Here is a 16,015-nt window from a genome sequence, read left to right as displayed (position 1 = left end):
GCGGTCAGGGTAAACGGGCGGTCGCCCGCCGCCCACCGAGGGTGGCGGGGCCCCGAAGCGCGGACCGCACACCGGCGGCGAAACCGTTCCGGGGGGCGCGCTCACTCCTCGGCGTTCGCCTCCAGGCAGGCCAGCTCCATCGCGTCGAGCACCGCTTCGTGGCTGCGCCCGCTCAGCTCGGCGACGTTCTCGATCTGCGCCGTCGCCCAGGCGGCCAGCGTCATCACCAGCACCCGCAGTCCGTCGGTGCCGTGATCGGCGAGGATCGCGTCGGCGACCGCCATGGCGTCCTCCGGCACCTGCTCCGGAGGCTCCAGCCCGGCGAGACCGCGCAGCATCGCCAGGGTGCGGCGGGAGATCTCCGGGGTGATCCTCGCCAGCCGCATGTCCTCTTGGTCGTCCATCAGCCCCGCCCTCCGTAGCCCGGCCCTGCCCCTCAGGGCACGGTAGAGGCGCCGGGCCCCGCGCGGGGCGGTTTCGCCGGGGCGGGCCAGCGCGAGGGGATGGCCCGAGCCTGCCGGAATTGACGCCTCCGGCAGCGGCGCACCGCAAGCCGGCCCCGCCCCGGGCCGTCGCGCCCCGCACGGCGCCCGGGCCGCCTCCCCGGGCCGCCCCGGCGGTTCACACCAGGTCCTCCAGCAGCGCCGGAAGCTCGCGCATGTCGCCGAAGACCACCGTGCCCGGCCCGCCGAGCGCGGACGCCGGAGTCAGGCCGCCGGCGTAACCCAGGGACCGCATGCCCGCCGCGCGCGCCGCCTCGACGCCCGGCCGGCTGTCCTCGACCACCACGCACGCCGCCGGTTCGACCCCCATCCGCCGGGCCGCGTACAGGAAGAGGTCCGGGGCCGGTTTGCCGCGCGGGACCTCCGTGGCGCTGTGGATGCGGCCCGCGAAGCGCTCGTACAGGCCCGTACGGCCGAGGGTGTGCCGCATCTTCTCGTGGGAGCCGCTGGAGGCGACGCAGGTCGCCAGCGTGATCCGGTCGAGGGCCTCGGGCAGCCCCTCGACCGGCGCCAGCCCCGCGTCCACCGCATCGGCGTGCAGGAGGGCGAAGCGCTCATCCCACTCCTGAGCCGTCGCGGCGCCGAGCCGGGCGGCGATCTGCTCGCGGACGGACGCGCTGGAGCGCCCGATGAAGCGCTCGATCACCTCGGCCTCGGTCAGCGGCCAGCCCAGCTCCGCGCCCAGCGCCACCTGCACGCGGGCCGCTATGCGCTCGCTGTCGACCAGGACGCCGTCGCAGTCGAATATCACCAGCCGGACCGGCTCAGTTGGAACGATCATGGGGGAAGGGTAGGGCAGGTCCCCCCGGCCCAGACCGCCGCCCCGTACGCGTCCGGTATCCGATGGGCCAAGTCGGCTGCCCCGTACGGCAATTCGCCCTAGGGTGCGCCCGTACGGAAGTGCTGCGGCACCGCAGTGCGACGGACGACGAACTGGGGGGTTCATGCGTAGATCCAGAGGACCGGCGGCCGCTCTCGCCCTGTCACTGGCCGGCACCGGCGCGATCGTCGGCCTCGGCCCCGTGCCGCAGGCGGCGGCCGTCACCCCGCCCGTGGCCTTCACCGCCGACCCGCTGCCCACCTGGCAGCCCAACGGGGTCGTCTGGGCCCTCGCCGAAGCCGGCGGCACCGTCTTCGCCGGCGGCACCTTCTCCGCCGTGCGCCCGCCCGCGGGCGCGGGCGGCAGCGAGCGCCCGGCGGTCAACTTCGCCGCGTTCGACGCCGCGACCGGCGCCCCGACCTCCTGCACCCTGTCCTTCACCATCGACAGCGGCACCGCCACCGTCCGCGCGCTCACCGTCTCGCCGGACAAGAAGACGCTCTACGCGGGCGGCTACTTCGGCGCGGTCAACGGCACCCCCGTCTCCAGCATCGCCGCCATCGACGTGGCCACCTGCACCGTCAAGCCGTCCTTCCGGCCCGCCTTCGCGGCCACCGTACGGGCCATCGCCGCCACCGCGGACACCGTCTACGCGGCCGGCGACTTCCTCACCGTCGCGGGCCGGCCGCGCGGGCGCTTCGCGGCCGTCGCCGCGGCCGACGGCGCGCTGCGCCCCTTCACGGCCGACGCCGACGAACCGGGCCGCGCGATCGAGGTCACCCCGGACGGGAAGAACGTCCTGCTCGGCGGCGACTTCTTCACCGTCAACGGGACGGACACCCACGCCCTGGCCGTCGCCGACGCCACCAGCGGCGCCCTCACCAAGGCCTACCCCGGCTTCATCGAGACCAACTCGGTCGTCAAGGACATCGCCGCCGACGCCACCGGCTTCTACACCGCCAACGAGGGCACCGGAGGCGGTGTGTTCGACGGCCGCATCGCCCTCGACCTGCCCGGCTTCGGCCAGCGCTGGCGCGACACCTGCCTGGGCGCCACCCAGGCCGTCCTGCCCTACCGGAACGTGCTCTACAGCGCCTCGCACGCGCACGACTGCTCCAGCGTCGGCGAGTTCCCCGACGGGCAGCGCCACCACCTGCTGGCGCAGCCGACCGCGGGCACCGGCAAGCTCGGCTGGTCCCCCGACACCAACGACGGCATCGGCGAGGGCATCGGCCCGCGCGTGATGGCCGTCGGCGCCAAGGCGGACGTCCCCTACCTGTGGGTCGGCGGCGAGTTCACCACCGTCAACGGGGCGGCGCAGCAGAGCCTGACGCGCTTCTCCTCCACCGGCGACACGGGCGCGCCCACCGTTCCCGTCGCGAGCGCCGCCGCCTTCACGCCGGGCGAGGTCCAGGTGCGCTGGCGCACCAGCCTCGACCTCGACGACAGCGCCCTCACCTACCGGATCTACCGCAACGGCGCGGCCACCCCCGTCGGCACGGTCACCGCCGACTCGCTGTTCTTCAGGCGGCCGCAGGCCTCCTGGACCGACACCACCGCCCAGCCGGGCCAGTCGTACACCTACCGGGTGACGGCCACCGACGCGGCGGGCAACGTCAGCGCCCCCTCCGCCCCGGCGGGCGTGACGGTCCCGGTCACCGCCGAGGCCTACCCGAGCCAGGTCCGTGCGGACGGCGCCCAGCTGTACTGGCGCTACGACGACCCGGTCCTGCCGTACGCGGCCGACTCCTCGGCCGCCGGGAACCAGGCGGGCGTGCACCAGGGCGGCCCGGCCCTGCGCCAGTCACCGGGCGCGGTGGGCGGTGCGAGCACGGCGATCGGCTTCAACGGCACCGACGCGCACATCTACGGCGACCGCCGCCAGAGCGTGGGCAGCACCTACAGCATCGAGACCTGGTTCAAGACCGGCACCACACGAGGCGGCAAGCTCGTCGGCTTCGGCAACCAGCAGATCAACGGCAGCAGTCAGTACGACAAGCACATCTACATGACCAATGACGGCCGGCTGGTCTACGGCGTCTACACCGGAGCCACCCGCACCATCACCACGGCCGCCGCCTACAACGACGACAGGTGGCACCACGTCGTCGCCACACAGGGCCCCGGCGGAATGACCCTCTACGTGGACGGCGCCCAGAAGGGCACCCTGAACGTCACCACCCACGAGAACTTCGCCGGCTACTGGCGCACCGGCTTCGACGGCCTCGGCGGCTGGCCCGACCGCCCCGCCGACGAGCACTGGGCGGGCCGGCTCGACGAGACCGCCGTCTACCCCGGCGTCCTCAGCGCGGCGCAGGTCCAGCACCACTTCGCCCTCGCCTCCGCCCCGGCCGACTCGGTCGTGCTGCTGACCGCCGCCGAGGACACGTACGCCAACGCGGGCGCCCCGAGCTCCACCTACGGGACGTCCGGGTCCCTCGCCGTGCGGGGGACCCCGCTGTACACGAGCTACCTCCGCTTCCAGCTGCCGCCCGCGCCCGCCGGCCAGGTCCTCACGTCGGCCGCGCTGAGCGTCAAGACCAGCACCATGGCCGGCGCCGGGACCACCGACACCGTCTCGGTCGTGCCGGTCACCGGCGCCTGGTCGGAGGGCGGGACCACGTACGCCAACCGCCCGGGCACGGGCGCTCCGGCGCTCGGCGCCTTCCCCGGGGTCCCGGACGGCTCGGCGGTCCACACCGCCGGGCTGGACGCGGCCGCCGTGGCGGCCGCGCTCGGCGGCTCCTACAGCCTGGCGCTGACCAGCACCGGGACCGACGCCCTGTGGCTGTGGTCCTCGGAGGCCGCCGCCGACGAGGGGACGCCCCAGCTGCGCCTGACCTTCGGACCCCCGTAGCCCGGGAGCCCCGGCCCGCCGACCGGATCAGCGCGGGCCGGTGGCGCGGTCCGGGCCGGGGGGCTCGACCTCCAGGAAGCGGCGGCCGCGGGGGCCGCGGTAGAGCAGGCACTCCCACCCGTGCCGCTCCAGCTCCGCCGCACACGCCTTCAGGCGTTCCTCTTCCACCCGGGCGGCGCCGCCGCCGGGCGGGCCCGTCCAGGTGACCTCCACCCGGTCCGCACCCGGCGCCACCCGGTACCCGGTCCGCACCCGCCGCCCCGAGCCGTCCACCGCCGACGGGGGGAACCCGGCCGCCTCCAGGACGAGGGCCACCGCGCGCGGCATCAGGCGCAGCTCCCACGGCGCCGGGACCCCCGGCCCGCCGGCGAGCAGCCGGCGGATCTGCACCAGCCCCTCGTACGCGGTGGCCACCTCGGCCGCCCGCCCGGCGGAGGCCGGCTCCGGGCCGTCTCCGGTCGCCGGCTCGAAGCCCGCCCCCTGGGGTTCCGTCACCGCTACCGCCCTCCGCCCCGCCCCGTCTGAGTACGCCGTACCCAACGGCCTGAGTATCCGCCCCGATTCCCGGCCGCGCCGCCGCTGCTGCAATGACGGCATGACCACCACCGCACCAGCACCCGCACCCGCCCGGCCGCGCCTGGGCCACGTGACCGCCGCCGGCTCCGCGCTCGCCGTGGCCCTGGTGCCGCTGGTCGTCGGCGTGCTGATCGCCAAGGGGGTCGCCGCCGACCCGCACGCGCCGGTCAACGCCCTGATCACCGGCGGTGGCCAGCGGGCCGGGCTGCCCCGCGCCGAGTGGAGCCGGCGCGGGCACGGCGCGGTGCGCCGGCTGCGGACGGCCCGCCGGGGCACCGCCCGGTGCTGCGCGGCCGTCCGCGCCCGCCGCCGGGCCCTCAGGTCGCCAGCGGCTCCTGCAGCTCGGTGACCCACTGGTCCCGGTCCGGCGGGCACGCCAGCGTGAGCTCGCGGGCGTAGCCGGCCGAGCGGTGGCCGTTCGCGTCGATCCACCGCGCCAGGGCCTGCGCCGTCGGGAGCACGCCGTCCATCGCGCCCCGGTGGACCACGGTCGCCGCCCGCTCGACCCCGGGCAGTTCGACGATCCGCACCCCGGCTCCGAGGTCCTCCGCGCCGACGGCCGCGGCCACGGGAAGCCCGGCGTGCACCAGGACGGATCCCGGCTCACCGCCCGGGGCCTCCTCGTAGTACGCCAGACCCGGGCCGGCCGGGACGACCCCGGCGGTCTCGACGCGGCGGCACAGGTCCTCGTACAGGGGGCCGATGACCGGCCCGATGTCCTGGGGGGCGTAACTGCCCGCCACCCCGGTCAGCACGGCCAGCCGCACGGGCGGCAGGCTCTTCACGACGATCTCGTCAGCGGGCATGGTCCCCTCGCTCTCGATGGTCCGGAGCCTCGTCTCGACCTGGACCAGGCGGGCCGCGGCCTCGGCCACGGCGGTCTCCAGTTCCGCCCGGCGCAGTCGCAGCATCCCGCGCAGTTCCTCCGTGCCGACCTTCTCGTCCAGCACCGCGCCCACCTGTTCGAGGCTGAAGCCGAGCTCCTTGAGCGCGATGAGGCGGTTGAGGCGGGCCAGCTGGCCCGCCTCGTACGAGCGGTAGCCGGTCAGGGGGTCGACACGCGCCGGGCGCAGCAGTCCGAGGGCGTCGTAGTGACGCAGCATGCGGACCGACACCCGGCCGTGCTTCGCGAAGTCTCCGATGGTGAACATGACGCCTTCCAGTGGACGGCCTGACACGGTGTGAGGGTCAAGTCTGTCCGGCCGGCGGCCGGTCAGCGGCCGTACTGGCGCACGCAGAGGTCCACGACCGACGGCGGGACGGCCCCTTCCGCCGCCTCGCACAGCTCCTCCCCGCGCAGCGGACGCGGCACGCGCGCCGGGGGCGGCTTGGGGGGCCGCGCGTGCCGGGGCGCGGCGGGCTTCGAGGGCCGCTCGGCCGGCGGGCGGGCCCGGCGGACGGGCGGAGCCGGCGCCGGCGGGTCCGGCTCCGGGCCCGCCTCCCGTTCCGGGACGTCGCCCAGCGGCAGGGGCCGCGGTGGCGGGTGGTGGGCGTGGTGCGCGCCGGTGGCGTCGGGCGCGTCCGTGGCGTCCACGGGAGGTACGGAGCCCCGTGCCGGGCCCGCTGCACCGGATTCCGGGCCCACGGAGACGCAGCCGGCGCTCGCGAGGAGCGCGAGGAGGGAGAAGGGCAGGGCGGCCCGGCGTAACTGCATCCGACCACCATGCCGTAGTCCGGGCGGGCCGGATCCCGGCGCTCACGCGTCCGGGTGACCCCGGGACGGCGGGGTACCGGCCCCGGGCGTTGCCGAATCGATTCTTCACGGGGTGGCCGGAAACGGCCCCAGCGGTCGCAGAATGAGCGGGAACGCGATCGGCACGGCACGGCAGTGCGGGCGGCGGGGGAGGCGCGACCCCCGGCGGCTGGTGCCGCCGTGCCCCTCCCCGGACGGAGTCCGGGGGGCCGCGAACCGTCCGCCCGCCCGCCGTACGGAGTGCCGAGCATGACCCAGCCTGCCGCGTCCAGCGTTCCCGACCCCGTATCCCACCTCGATCCCGTCTCCGCCCCCGCCGGGGAAGGGGGGCGCAGTCCCTGGAAGGGGTGGGCGGCCGTGGGGGCCGTTTCGCTCGGGATCTTCTGCCTGATCACCTCCGAGCTGCTGCCCATCGGCCTGCTCACCCCCGTCGGCGCCGCCCTCCACGTCTCCGACGGCACCGCCGGGCTGATGGTCACCGTCCCCGGGCTGGTGGCCGGCTTCTGCGCCCCCCTCGTCACCGTCGGTGCCGCCCGCACGGACCGGCGGCACCTGCTGTGCGCACTGATCGCCCTGATGGCCGCCGCCAATCTCGCCGCCGCGTTCGCCCCGGACTTCACCGTGGTCCTGGCCGCCCGGCTGCTCGTCGGCGTCAGCGTCGGCGGGTTTTGGGCCATCGCGGGCGGCCTCGCCGTCCGGCTGGTCCCGGCGCACCACGCCGGCCGGGCCACGGCCCTCATCTTCGCCGGGGTCCCGACCGCCTCCGTGCTCGGCGTCCCCGCCGGGACCCTCCTCGGCGAACTCGGCGGCTGGCGCGCGGCCTTCGCCGCGGTCGGCGTCCTCGGCGCCCTCACGCTGGCCGCCCTCCTGCTGCTGCTCCCCGCGCTGCCCCCGGCCGGGCCCGTCACCTCCCGGGAGCTGCCCGCCCTGCTGCGCCGCAATCGCGGGGTCCGGGCCGGAGTGATCGTCACCTTCCTGGTGGTCACCGGCCAGTTCGCCGCCTACACCTTCGTACGGCCGATCCTGCGCGACGTCTCCGGCGTCGACTCCGGGCTGGTCAGCACCCTGCTCCTCGGTTACGGGCTCGCCGGGGTCGCCGGCAACTTCCTCGCCGGGCCGCGCGATGCCCGGCGTACGCTGCTCACCGTCAGCGGCACCCTCACCGTCGTGCTGGCGCTGATCGCCGTCCTGCCCGGAGCCGTCGCCGGGACCGCGCTGCTGCTGCTCTGGGGCCTGGTCTACGGCGGGGTCTCCGTCAGCCTGCAGCGCTGGATGCTCCACGCCGCGCCGCAGGCGGCCGAGGCGGCCTCCTCCCTGATGGTGGCCATGTTCAACTTCGCCATCGCGGCGGGAGCCCTCGCCGGCGGGCTCGCGGTGGACGGCGTCTCCGTGCCCGCGGCCCCGCTCACGGGAGCGGCGCTGATGCTGGCGGCCGCCCTCACGGTGGCGGTCACCTCCCGAAAGGACCGCGACCGGGACCGCGACCGCGACCAGGACCGGGACCGGGACCTGGAGCCGACCCGGGACCGCGCCGTCGGGATCCCCGACCACCACCCGGCCGCGTCCGCCGGGGCCGCCGGTCCGGTGCCGGAGCAGAAAGGATGGATGGGGCGGAACGGACACCCGGCTTGACGAAGCGGTCGCGGACGGAAAGAGTCCGCTCAAGAGCCACCGAATGATCCGCACTCCGGAGAAGTCCCAGATGCCGATATCCGCCCGCGCCCCGCTCACCGTGCCGGCCCCGGGGGCGGGCACGGCCCTCGCCGCCCGGCGGCGCTGGGCCTGACCGGCTGGACGGGGGCCGGTACCGCACCGCCGCACCGGCCCCCGTCCGCGCCCGGAGACAACCGTGTCCCCACACCCCGATGAGAGCGGTCCCGAGCCCGACGACCGCCTGTTCGTACGCCCCTACGTCGCCGTCTCCGACGGCCCGTCCGGCTCGGCGTACCCCGCCTGGCCGTCCGGGCCGGCGTTCCCGGAGCCGGACCACGTGACGGAACCCCTTCCGGTGGTGCCGCCCGCACCCGCGCCCCCGGCGTCCCCCCGGCGCGCCGCCCGGGAGCAGGCCGCCGCCGCGCGGCGGGGGAGCCGGCTGCCGCTGGCCGTCCTCGCGCTGCTGGCCCTGGCCGGCGGGGCGGGCACGCTGGCGTTCCTGATGAGCGGGCCCGCACCCGAGCCCGCTCCGGCCTCCCTCCACCCCGACCTGGCCGTACCGGCGCTGCCCGCCCGCAGCCCGGGCGCCGGGGAGCCCAGCGTGCGGAGCCGGGCCGCCACCGGGACGCCCCCGGCCTCCGCCACCGCGCGCACCCCCTCCGCCACCCCGTCCTCGGCGAAGCCCGCGACGAGCCCCCCGGGTGCCGGCAAGCCCTCGCCGAAGCCGGCGGCCGGCACGTCCCGGACGCTGCGCCCGGGTGACCGGGGGCCCGACGTCAGCGCCCTCCAGGAGCGGCTCTACGGGCAGGGGTTCACGTACGTCTCGGTGACCGGGGTCTACGACGGCCAGACCAAGCGCGGCGTCGCACAGCTCCAGCGGGACCGGGACATCCAGGGCGACCCGAAGGGCGTCTACGGACCCGCGACCCAGGCGGCCTTCGGCTGAGCCCGCCTGCGCGCGGCGCAGGCTAACACCCCGATTTCCGCTGGACCAGCGGAAATGGCGGGGCCGAGAGTGGTGCGGTCATGCCACATCCCCGTCGCCGTCCCAGGAGGCGCCCATGTCCACCCTGCGGGTCACCGTCGAAGAACTGACCGTCCACGAGCACCCCGACGCCGACGCGCTGGAGCTGGCCCAGGTGGGCCTCTACCGCGCCGTCGTCGCCAAAGGCGCCTACCGCACCGGCGACTTCGCCCTCTACATACCCGAACAGGCCGTCCTCCCGGCCCCCCTGATCGAGGAACTGGGCCTGACCGGCCGGCTGGCCGGCGGCTCCCGCGACCGGGTCAAAGCGGTCCGGCTGCGCGGGGAGCTCTCGCAGGGGCTGGTCTGCAGGCCCCGCGCCCTGGCCGGCGTGGACCTCGCCGCGGCGGCGAAGGAGGGCACCGACTTCGCGGAGGCGCTGGGCATCGTCAAGTGGTCGCCACCCGTGCCCACGACGATGGACGGCGAGGTCGAGGCGGCCCCCGACCTGCTGCCGTGGGTGGACATCGAGAACCTCCAGCGCTACCCGCGGATCTTCGAGCCGGGCGAGCCCGTCGTCCTCACGGAGAAGCTCCACGGCACCGCCTGCCTGCTGACCTACGTCGCCGCGGAGGAGCGCGTCCTGGTCTCCTCCAAGGGCGTCGGCGCCAAGGGGCTGGCGCTCAAGGAGGACGAGCGCAACGTCTACTGGCGTGCCGTACGCGGCCACGGCGTCGCGCTCGCCGCGGCCCGGCTGGCCGAACGGCTGGGCGCGAGCCGGGTCGGCGTCTTCGGCGAGGTGTACGGGGCCGGGGTGCAGGACCTGGCGTACGGGGTCCAGGCCGCGACGGCGGACACGCCGCCCGGCTACGCCGTCTTCGACGTGTCCGCCGAGATCGACGGCCAGGTGCGCTGGCTGGACCCTGCGCAGGTGCTGCGGCCCGGCGAACTCCCGCTCGTACCCCGCCTCTTCGAGGGGCCGTACGACCCGGAGGCGGTGCTGGAACTGGCGAGCGGCCGGGAGGGCGTCTCCGGACGAGGCCTGCACCTGCGCGAGGGCGTCGTCGTCCGGCCGGCGGCCGAGCGGTACAGCCCGGTGGTCGGCGGACGCGCCATCGCGAAGGCGGTCAGCCCGGCGTACCTGACGCGCAAGGGCGGCACCGAGTACGAGTGAGGCGGCCCGCACGGTGCGGGCGGCGTTGCGCACGGCGGTGCGGGCGGCCTTCCGTGATGGGATGGGGCAGGTCGATTCCGCCGGTTCACGGAGAGGCCGCAGCCATGTCGCAGGACACCGAGGGCACCATGAGGGCGATGACGTACGAGACGTACGGCGGGACGGAGGTGCTCGCCGAGTCCCGACTGCCGGTCCCCAAGGTCGCGCCCGGCGAGGTCCTCGTCCGCGTCCGCTGCGCCGCGGTCAACCCGGTCGACTGGAAGATCATGTCGGGCGGGCTCGACGGCATGATGGACACCGTGTTCCCCGTCGTCCCGGGCTGGGACGTGGCCGGCACCGTCGAGCGGGTCGGCATCGACGCCCCCGAGTTCACGCCGGGCGACGAGGTCATGGGCTACGCCCGCAAGGACTGGGTGCACGGCGGCACCTTCGCCGAGTTCGTCAGCGTCCCCGTACGGTGCCTCGCGCCGAAGCCCGCTTCGCTGGACTGGGGGCAGGCGGCCGGCCTGCCGCTGGCCGGGCTCACCGCCTACCAGCTGCTCACCCGCCTGGGAACCGGCGCGGGCGACACGGTCCTCGTCCACGGGGCGGCGGGCGGCGTCGGCTCCCTCGGCGTCCAGATCGCCCGCGCCCTCGGCGCCCGGGTCATCGGCACCGCCTCCCCGCGCAACCACGACCGACTGCGCGAGCTCGGCTGCGAGCCGGTCGCCTACGGGGACGGCCTGACCGAACGCGTCCGCGCCCTCGCCCCCGAGGGCGCCACCGTCGTCGCCGACTTCGTCGGGGGCGTCCTCGACGTCACCCGCGCCGTCCTGGCCGCCGGCGGCCGCCACGCCTCCATCGCCGACCACACCGTCCTCGGGGCGGGCGGCCAGTGGATCTGGGTCCGCCCCGACTCCGCGGACCTCGCCGCTCTGGGCCGCCTCGCCGACTCGGGCCGGCTGACGGTCACGGTCGCCCGGACCTTCCCGCTGTCGGACCTGGCCGCCGCCTTCGCCCTCAGCCAGGAGGGCCACACCGCGGGCAAGATCGTCATCGAGGTGTGAGGCCGCCCCGGCGTCCCTTCACCGGGCCCGGCCCCTGCGGTGAGGTCAGGTGAGGTCCGGGACCTCACCCGACGCCGCCCAGGCGACCTCCACCCCCGCGAGCCCCGCCGCCCACGGCGCCGCCAGCGCCGCCAGGGCGGCGGCGTCCGGCGGGGTGGGTCCCAGGCCGACGGCGTAGCGGGCCAGGGTGGCGGTCCGCTCGAAGGGGCGGGGCCAGGCATGGGCGTCCGGGAGCGCGGCGAGCAGGGCCCGCAGCCGGCCCCGGGCCCGGCCCAGCCGCTCCTCGAACTCCCCGGGCGCGTCCGCCCGTACGCTCACCACCGCCCACGCCGCGTGCCGGCGGTGCAGCGGCGGCGGCGACAGCAGCCCGCCGAAGCCGTCCGGCTCCGCCTCCAGCAGCTCCCAGGCCGCGTACAGCTCCTGGACCAGCAGGTCCCGCAGACCGGGACCCACCTGCGCCGTGCAGCTGCGCACCGGCGCGCAGGGGGTGAGGACCGTGACCGGGTCCGCCGCACCGCCCGCCCCGCCCGACGGGAGCAGGGACACCGGCTCGCTCCAGTCCCAGGCGGCCCAGCCACCGAAGAACTCCCTGCGCAGCGCGCCGGGGGAGCGGTCCGCGGCCTCCCGGACGGTCCGTGCCGCCAGGACGGCCCAGGCCAGTCCCGGCAGCCCCCCGAACGGTGCCGAGTCCAGCCCCCGCGCCCGCGCCCAGGCCTTGACCTCCCGCGCCAGCCGGGCGAAGGCGGCGTGCTCCGCACCCACCGCCTCCCGTACCGCCCCGGCGTCGGCGAGCGCGCTCAGCGCGACGGCCGCCGCCCCGCCCAGCTCCGCCCGCCGGGCCACCGCGAGCGCCGGGTCCAGTGCGCCGGCGCCGACCACCACCAGGTCCACGTCCAGCCCGGACGCGGACAGCCGCAGCCCCGGCACCCGCGCGCCCGTCACCTCCCGCAGCCGCCGGGCACCGGGCAGCGCGGCCGCCACCCGCGCCCGCACCCCGGCGGCGTCCCCCGGCCCGGGCAGCACGGCCACCAGGTCCAGGTCGGCCCCCGGCAGCGCGCACCCCATGGCGCGGGAACCGGCCGTCCCCACCAGGCCCTCCGGCAGGGCCGCCGCGATCCGCGCCGCGACCTCCTCGGCGGCGCCCGCCACCTCGACGGCCCCGGCCGGGGCCTCGGGCGGCGTCCAGCGCACCGCACCGGTGCCCAGCTCCACCACCGCCCGCACCCGCATCGGCCCGTCCCCGCGCCGCGACAGCACCGCGAGCTCCCCGACCTGGGCCGTGCGCCCGCCGGGGCCGAGCCGCTCCGCGAACTCCCGCTCCGCCCGCAGCGGGTCCCCGCTGCGGCCCAGCGTCAGGTGCGGGGTCCAGCCACCGGCAGACCCCCGGCACCCCGGGAACCGGTCGGCGAGGGCGTCGCGCAGCGCGTGCCACGGCGCGTCGCCGCCCTCGCCCGCCGCCGGGTCCAGCCACAGGGTGGCGTCCTCCCGGTGCCCGAAGGAGTGCACGCCCTCCAGCCGGGCGGTGAACGGCCGCGTCGCCGCCGCGACCTGCGCCAGCAGCGGCAGCGCCTCCTCGAAGGACGACTCGGGCACGAAACCGGACAGCAGGTTCACATGCGCCGGCCAGCGCTCCGCCTGCGGGTCGTGCGCCCGGCGCAGCTCCTCGACGACCGGGTCCGGTGGCGCCGGCCACGCCACGGCCGTCCGCGCCGTCGCGGCCGCCGCGCACCGCTCGGCTCCGGCGTCCGCCGTCCCGTACTCGACGGTGGCCTCCACCCCGAAGTGGTCCGAGACGAACAGCCCGTCGGGCCCGGGGGAGTCGCCCCGCAGTGCGGCCTCCCGCACCAGCGCGCCGCCCGACGGCCGCAGCAGGATGCGGTCCAGGCGGGCCGCCCGCCCCGACAGCGAGCCCACCGCCGCCAGCGGGTTGACGCCCGGGTCGAAGGTCGGGGTGTCGTCCTGCGGCCCGTGGACGTCGTTCCACGCGTCCCGCAGCCCCAGAGCGGCGGCCGGCCCCTCGGCCCCGGAGCGGCCGTCGTTGAAGTCGCCGAGCAGCGCGATCCCGGCGTCGATCCCGCCCAGCCCCTCGGCCAGGCGCGCCAGTTCGGCCTCCCGCCGGCCGGCGCCGTCCTCGGTGTGGTCGCTGGTCAGGTGTGTCGCGGCGACGACCAGCGGCCCGCCGGCGGTGTCCACGGTGACGGCGGCGACCGCCTTGTGCGGGCCGAGCGCGTGCACCCCGGCCTCGCGCACCGGCAGCCGGCTCAGCACCAGCAGCCCGCTGTCGGCCACGTCCGCGCCCTGCGGATCGGTGCCGAGCGCGTACCCGTCCCGCACCCACGGCGCGGCCAGCAGCAGCGCGAGCAGCGCCGGCTCGACCTCCTGGAGGGCGATGACGTCGGCGTCGGCCGCCGCCAGGCCGGCCAGCAGCATCGGCCTGCGCAGGGCGGTGGCGATGCGCGGGGCGTCGTACCGGTCCCACAGGGTGTTCCAGGTCAGCAGCCGCACGCTCGCCGCGGGACGCGCGGCCGGCGCGGGCCGCACCGGCCGCCAGTCGCCGGCCGAGGCGTCCCACGCGTGCGGGATCCGGGCCGTGAAGAACGGGGCGTTCAGCAGGCGCCGCTCGCGCACCCGCCCGGCCCGCGTCGTGTCGATCCGGTCCACCCCGGTGGCCCGGTCCCACACCAGCTCACCGTCCGCCTCGACGAACAGCACCCGGTGCCAGGGGATGTCGCCGCCGGGCACGAACGAGGGCAGCGGCACCCGTTTCGGCGCGGCCCCGCGCTGGAGCAGGCCGAGCGTGAACCGCGCCGGATCGAAGCGGGGGTCCCAGCGGACCTGGTGGTAGAGCTGCTCGCTGGTGCGCATCAGACGTCGTCCTCTTCGTCGCTCCCGGCCCCGCCGTGCGGCGCCAGGTGCCCTGCCCTGTCCTCGACCGCACCGGACGCCCCGACGTACCAGGTCCGGTGCGCCTGCCCCGGGTACGGCGGGCTGAACCGCCGCAGCTGCGCCGCCAGCACGGACTCCGGCACCGGGTGGGGGCGTACGGCGTTGCGCCGCGCCAGCTCCGCCTCCCCGACCAGCACCACCACCCGGGTGACCAGCGCGTCGCGGCGCCGGGCGACCGCGCCGGCCAGCCCGCGCTGCTGCTCGGTCAGGGAGGTGGCGTCCCACACCACCGTCCCCCCGGCGGCCAGCGCCGCGTCGAGCCGCTCCAGGCCCTCGCGCAGCACCTCCGGATTGGCCCGCTGGTCGGCGCGCGCACCCCGGGCCGCGCGCAGGTCGTCCAGGGCGACGTACGCGTCGACCCCGGGCAGGGTCCGCGCGAAGGTGGTCTTCCCGCTGCCCGAGGGCCCGCACAGCTGTACCAGCCGCGGGTACGCCGACCCGTCCCGCCAGCGCCAGGTCGCGGCCACCGCCTCCTGCGCCGTGGACAGCGAACCCCGCCCGAAGGCCTCGCGGGCCTCGGCCCAGCACCGGTCGGCGGCCTCGGCGTCCAGCCCGGCGAGGGCCTCGCGCAGCCCAACCCGCAAGCCCCCGAGGGGGTTCGGGCCGAGCAGGCCGGCCTCCTCCGCGCACAGCGCCGACCACTCGGCGCACTCCAGCTCCCCGGCCGTCGCCGGGAGCCCCGCGGCCAGCGCGTGCAGCACCCCGAGGTCGGCCGCCGCGGCCATCCGGACCAGCCCGGCCCGCCGCTCGTCCTCCGGGAACGGCCGCCGCAGCGCCGGGTACAGCCCCACCAGGTCCGCCACCCGCCGCGCCGTCCGCATCCCGAGCGGCCCCGCCGCGAGCCGCGCCCCGAGGGCGGCCCGGGGGCGGCGGTGCAGCGCGGCGGCCAGGACCCCGGCCAGCCGGGAGTCCCCGGTGCGGCCGGCGCCGTCGAGCCGGGCGGTGACCTCGGCCACGGCACGCTCCGCCGCGGCGTCGGCCGGCTCCTCCGTCCCGAGGGCGGCCAGCAGCCCGGCGGTGTCGGGCTCGGAGCCGGAGCGGACCGCCCACAGGGGAGCGCCCGGGCCGAGCCCGTTGGGCACGACGGGGGCGTTCATCCAGTGGGTGCCGGTCTGCACGTGGCCGCCCCGCACCCACTTGGCGACGTAGCGGCCGAAGTCCGCGCGGCCGAAGCCGGCCGTCGTGCGGACCACGTAGCCCTCCTGGCGGGTGGTGTCGACCCGCAGCCGGCGCAGCGCCCGCTCGTCGTAGGTCCCGCGCCACAGCACCTTCGGGACGGGGATGCCGAGCCGGCCGAGGAAGCGCACCGTGCGGTCCCAGTCGAGGCACTGGTCGCCGTCCCACACCGAGAACCCGTAGAACCAGCTGTCGAGTTCTGCGTAGGCGAGGGAGTGGCGGGCGTACAGGTTCTCCCCGCACACCCGCCACCCGGCGGGTATCCCGGCGCCGATCCGCCCCTGGAGGCCCTTGACCCAGGCGCGGGAGGGGTGGTGGCCGGAATCGAGGGAGCGGGCGTGCAGCCCGTCCGCGTACAGGGTGGTGTTCTCCCCGTCGAGCTTCTCGGTGACGACCACCTCGCGCCCGGCCAGTGCCGAAGTCCCCGCGGCGCGCACGTCGTCGGCGGTGGCGCCGGGGGACCACGGCAGGTGGGCCGTGCGGGGGTAGTGCGTACGCATGACGGGCTCCAGCGCGGGGGACGGGGTGCCCGGTCACCCTACGTATCCGCCGCGGCGGGCTTCCACCCAATTCGGCCGGAGCGGGCGCTCCCGAGGGGCGCGGCCGG

13 protein-coding genes are annotated in these 16,015 nt (G+C 77.0%); 6 read left to right on the top strand and 7 right to left on the bottom strand.

Features of this window, described 5'->3' with window-relative positions; all coding sequences use genetic code 11:
- Nucleotides 1-101: 101 nt before the first annotated feature.
- Nucleotides 102-404 carry a hypothetical protein gene (locus AB0D45_RS14565; protein WP_362458489.1) on the bottom strand — a complete coding sequence of 101 codons (303 nt, stop codon included), beginning with the start codon at nt 402-404 and terminating at the stop codon, nt 102-104.
- A gap of 217 nt (nt 405-621) precedes the next feature.
- Nucleotides 622-1,284 (bottom strand): HAD family hydrolase, encoded by a 663-nt coding sequence (locus AB0D45_RS14560; protein WP_362458486.1) that lies wholly within the window; start codon nt 1,282-1,284, stop codon nt 622-624.
- A gap of 163 nt (nt 1,285-1,447) precedes the next feature.
- On the opposite strand from AB0D45_RS14560, the gene AB0D45_RS14555 reads away from it, so the two are divergent.
- Nucleotides 1,448-4,180 (top strand): DNRLRE domain-containing protein, encoded by a 2,733-nt coding sequence (locus tag AB0D45_RS14555; protein WP_362458484.1) that lies wholly within the window; start codon nt 1,448-1,450, stop codon nt 4,178-4,180.
- A gap of 27 nt (nt 4,181-4,207) precedes the next feature.
- On the opposite strand, the gene AB0D45_RS14550 is transcribed toward AB0D45_RS14555, so the two are convergent.
- Nucleotides 4,208-4,675 (bottom strand): hypothetical protein, encoded by a 468-nt coding sequence (locus AB0D45_RS14550; protein ID WP_362458482.1) that lies wholly within the window; start codon nt 4,673-4,675, stop codon nt 4,208-4,210.
- Between the two features lie 100 nt (nt 4,676-4,775).
- Here AB0D45_RS14550 and AB0D45_RS14545 point away from each other — a divergent pair, with 100 nt between their 5' ends.
- Nucleotides 4,776-5,105 (top strand): hypothetical protein, encoded by a 330-nt coding sequence (locus tag AB0D45_RS14545; RefSeq protein ID WP_362458479.1) that lies wholly within the window; start codon nt 4,776-4,778, stop codon nt 5,103-5,105.
- On the opposite strand, the gene AB0D45_RS14540 is transcribed toward AB0D45_RS14545, so the two are convergent.
- Entirely contained in the window at nt 5,074-5,907 is an 834-nt protein-coding gene (locus AB0D45_RS14540) for a MerR family transcriptional regulator (RefSeq protein ID WP_362458476.1), read from the bottom strand. The two genes, AB0D45_RS14545 and AB0D45_RS14540, sit on opposite strands and share 32 nt — an antisense overlap.
- Before the next feature lie 62 nt (nt 5,908-5,969).
- Nucleotides 5,970-6,410, bottom strand: a complete 441-nt coding sequence (locus AB0D45_RS14535) for a hypothetical protein (protein WP_362458473.1) — start codon at nt 6,408-6,410, stop codon at nt 5,970-5,972.
- 396 nt (nt 6,411-6,806) lie between these two features.
- Here AB0D45_RS14535 and AB0D45_RS14530 point away from each other — a divergent pair, with 396 nt between their 5' ends.
- From AB0D45_RS14530 to AB0D45_RS14515, 4 genes are all read left to right on the top strand, one after another.
- Nucleotides 6,807-8,081 (top strand): MFS transporter, encoded by a 1,275-nt coding sequence (locus AB0D45_RS14530; protein WP_362458470.1) that lies wholly within the window; start codon nt 6,807-6,809, stop codon nt 8,079-8,081.
- A 217-nt stretch (nt 8,082-8,298) separates the two neighbouring features.
- Nucleotides 8,299-9,048, top strand: a complete 750-nt coding sequence (locus AB0D45_RS14525; RefSeq protein ID WP_362458467.1) for a peptidoglycan-binding protein — start codon at nt 8,299-8,301, stop codon at nt 9,046-9,048.
- A 115-nt stretch (nt 9,049-9,163) separates the two neighbouring features.
- Nucleotides 9,164-10,240, top strand: coding sequence for an RNA ligase (ATP) (locus AB0D45_RS14520; RefSeq protein WP_362458464.1), 1,077 nt, complete (start codon nt 9,164-9,166; stop codon nt 10,238-10,240).
- A gap of 128 nt (nt 10,241-10,368) precedes the next feature.
- Complete coding sequence (locus tag AB0D45_RS14515) at nt 10,369-11,286, top strand: NADP-dependent oxidoreductase (protein WP_362458552.1); 918 nt, start codon at nt 10,369-10,371, stop codon at nt 11,284-11,286.
- Nucleotides 11,287-11,331: 45 nt separating this feature from the next.
- Here the strand turns inward: AB0D45_RS14515 and AB0D45_RS14510 are convergent, their stop codons facing one another.
- Together AB0D45_RS14510 and AB0D45_RS14505 are read right to left on the bottom strand one after the other, a co-directional pair.
- On the bottom strand, nt 11,332-14,151 hold the full coding sequence (locus AB0D45_RS14510) for a poly(A) polymerase (protein WP_362458461.1): 2,820 nt from the start codon (nt 14,149-14,151) through the stop codon (nt 11,332-11,334).
- Complete coding sequence (locus AB0D45_RS14505) at nt 14,151-15,908, bottom strand: RNA ligase family protein (protein WP_362458458.1); 1,758 nt, start codon at nt 15,906-15,908, stop codon at nt 14,151-14,153. The genes AB0D45_RS14510 and AB0D45_RS14505 overlap by 1 nt, the downstream gene beginning before the upstream one ends.
- Between the last annotated feature and the right edge of the window lie 107 nt (nt 15,909-16,015).

It is taken from the genome of Streptomyces sp. NPDC048352, from assembly GCF_040651895.1.
Lineage (GTDB): Bacteria > Actinomycetota > Actinomycetes > Streptomycetales > Streptomycetaceae > Streptomyces.
The sequence above is the reverse complement of the archived record's forward strand: the minus strand, read 5'-3'. Positions and strand labels throughout refer to the sequence as shown.

Excerpts from the sequence above, each read along its gene's own strand:
- AB0D45_RS14545 (WP_362458479.1), top strand. The coding sequence starts at position 4,776 with ATGACCACCACCGCACCAGCACCCGCACCCGCCCGGCCGCGCCTGGGC.
- AB0D45_RS14555 (WP_362458484.1), top strand. The coding sequence starts at position 1,448 with ATGCGTAGATCCAGAGGACCGGCGGCCGCTCTCGCCCTGTCACTGGCC.
- AB0D45_RS14565 (WP_362458489.1), bottom strand. The coding sequence starts at position 404 with ATGGACGACCAAGAGGACATGCGGCTGGCGAGGATCACCCCGGAGATC.
- AB0D45_RS14540 (WP_362458476.1), bottom strand. The coding sequence starts at position 5,907 with ATGTTCACCATCGGAGACTTCGCGAAGCACGGCCGGGTGTCGGTCCGC.
- AB0D45_RS14510 (WP_362458461.1), bottom strand. The coding sequence starts at position 14,151 with ATGCGCACCAGCGAGCAGCTCTACCACCAGGTCCGCTGGGACCCCCGC.
- AB0D45_RS14520 (WP_362458464.1), top strand. The coding sequence starts at position 9,164 with ATGTCCACCCTGCGGGTCACCGTCGAAGAACTGACCGTCCACGAGCAC.
- AB0D45_RS14505 (WP_362458458.1), bottom strand. The coding sequence starts at position 15,908 with ATGCGTACGCACTACCCCCGCACGGCCCACCTGCCGTGGTCCCCCGGC.
- AB0D45_RS14535 (WP_362458473.1), bottom strand. The coding sequence starts at position 6,410 with ATGCAGTTACGCCGGGCCGCCCTGCCCTTCTCCCTCCTCGCGCTCCTC.
- AB0D45_RS14560 (WP_362458486.1), bottom strand. The coding sequence starts at position 1,284 with ATGATCGTTCCAACTGAGCCGGTCCGGCTGGTGATATTCGACTGCGAC.
- AB0D45_RS14515 (WP_362458552.1), top strand. The coding sequence starts at position 10,369 with ATGAGGGCGATGACGTACGAGACGTACGGCGGGACGGAGGTGCTCGCC.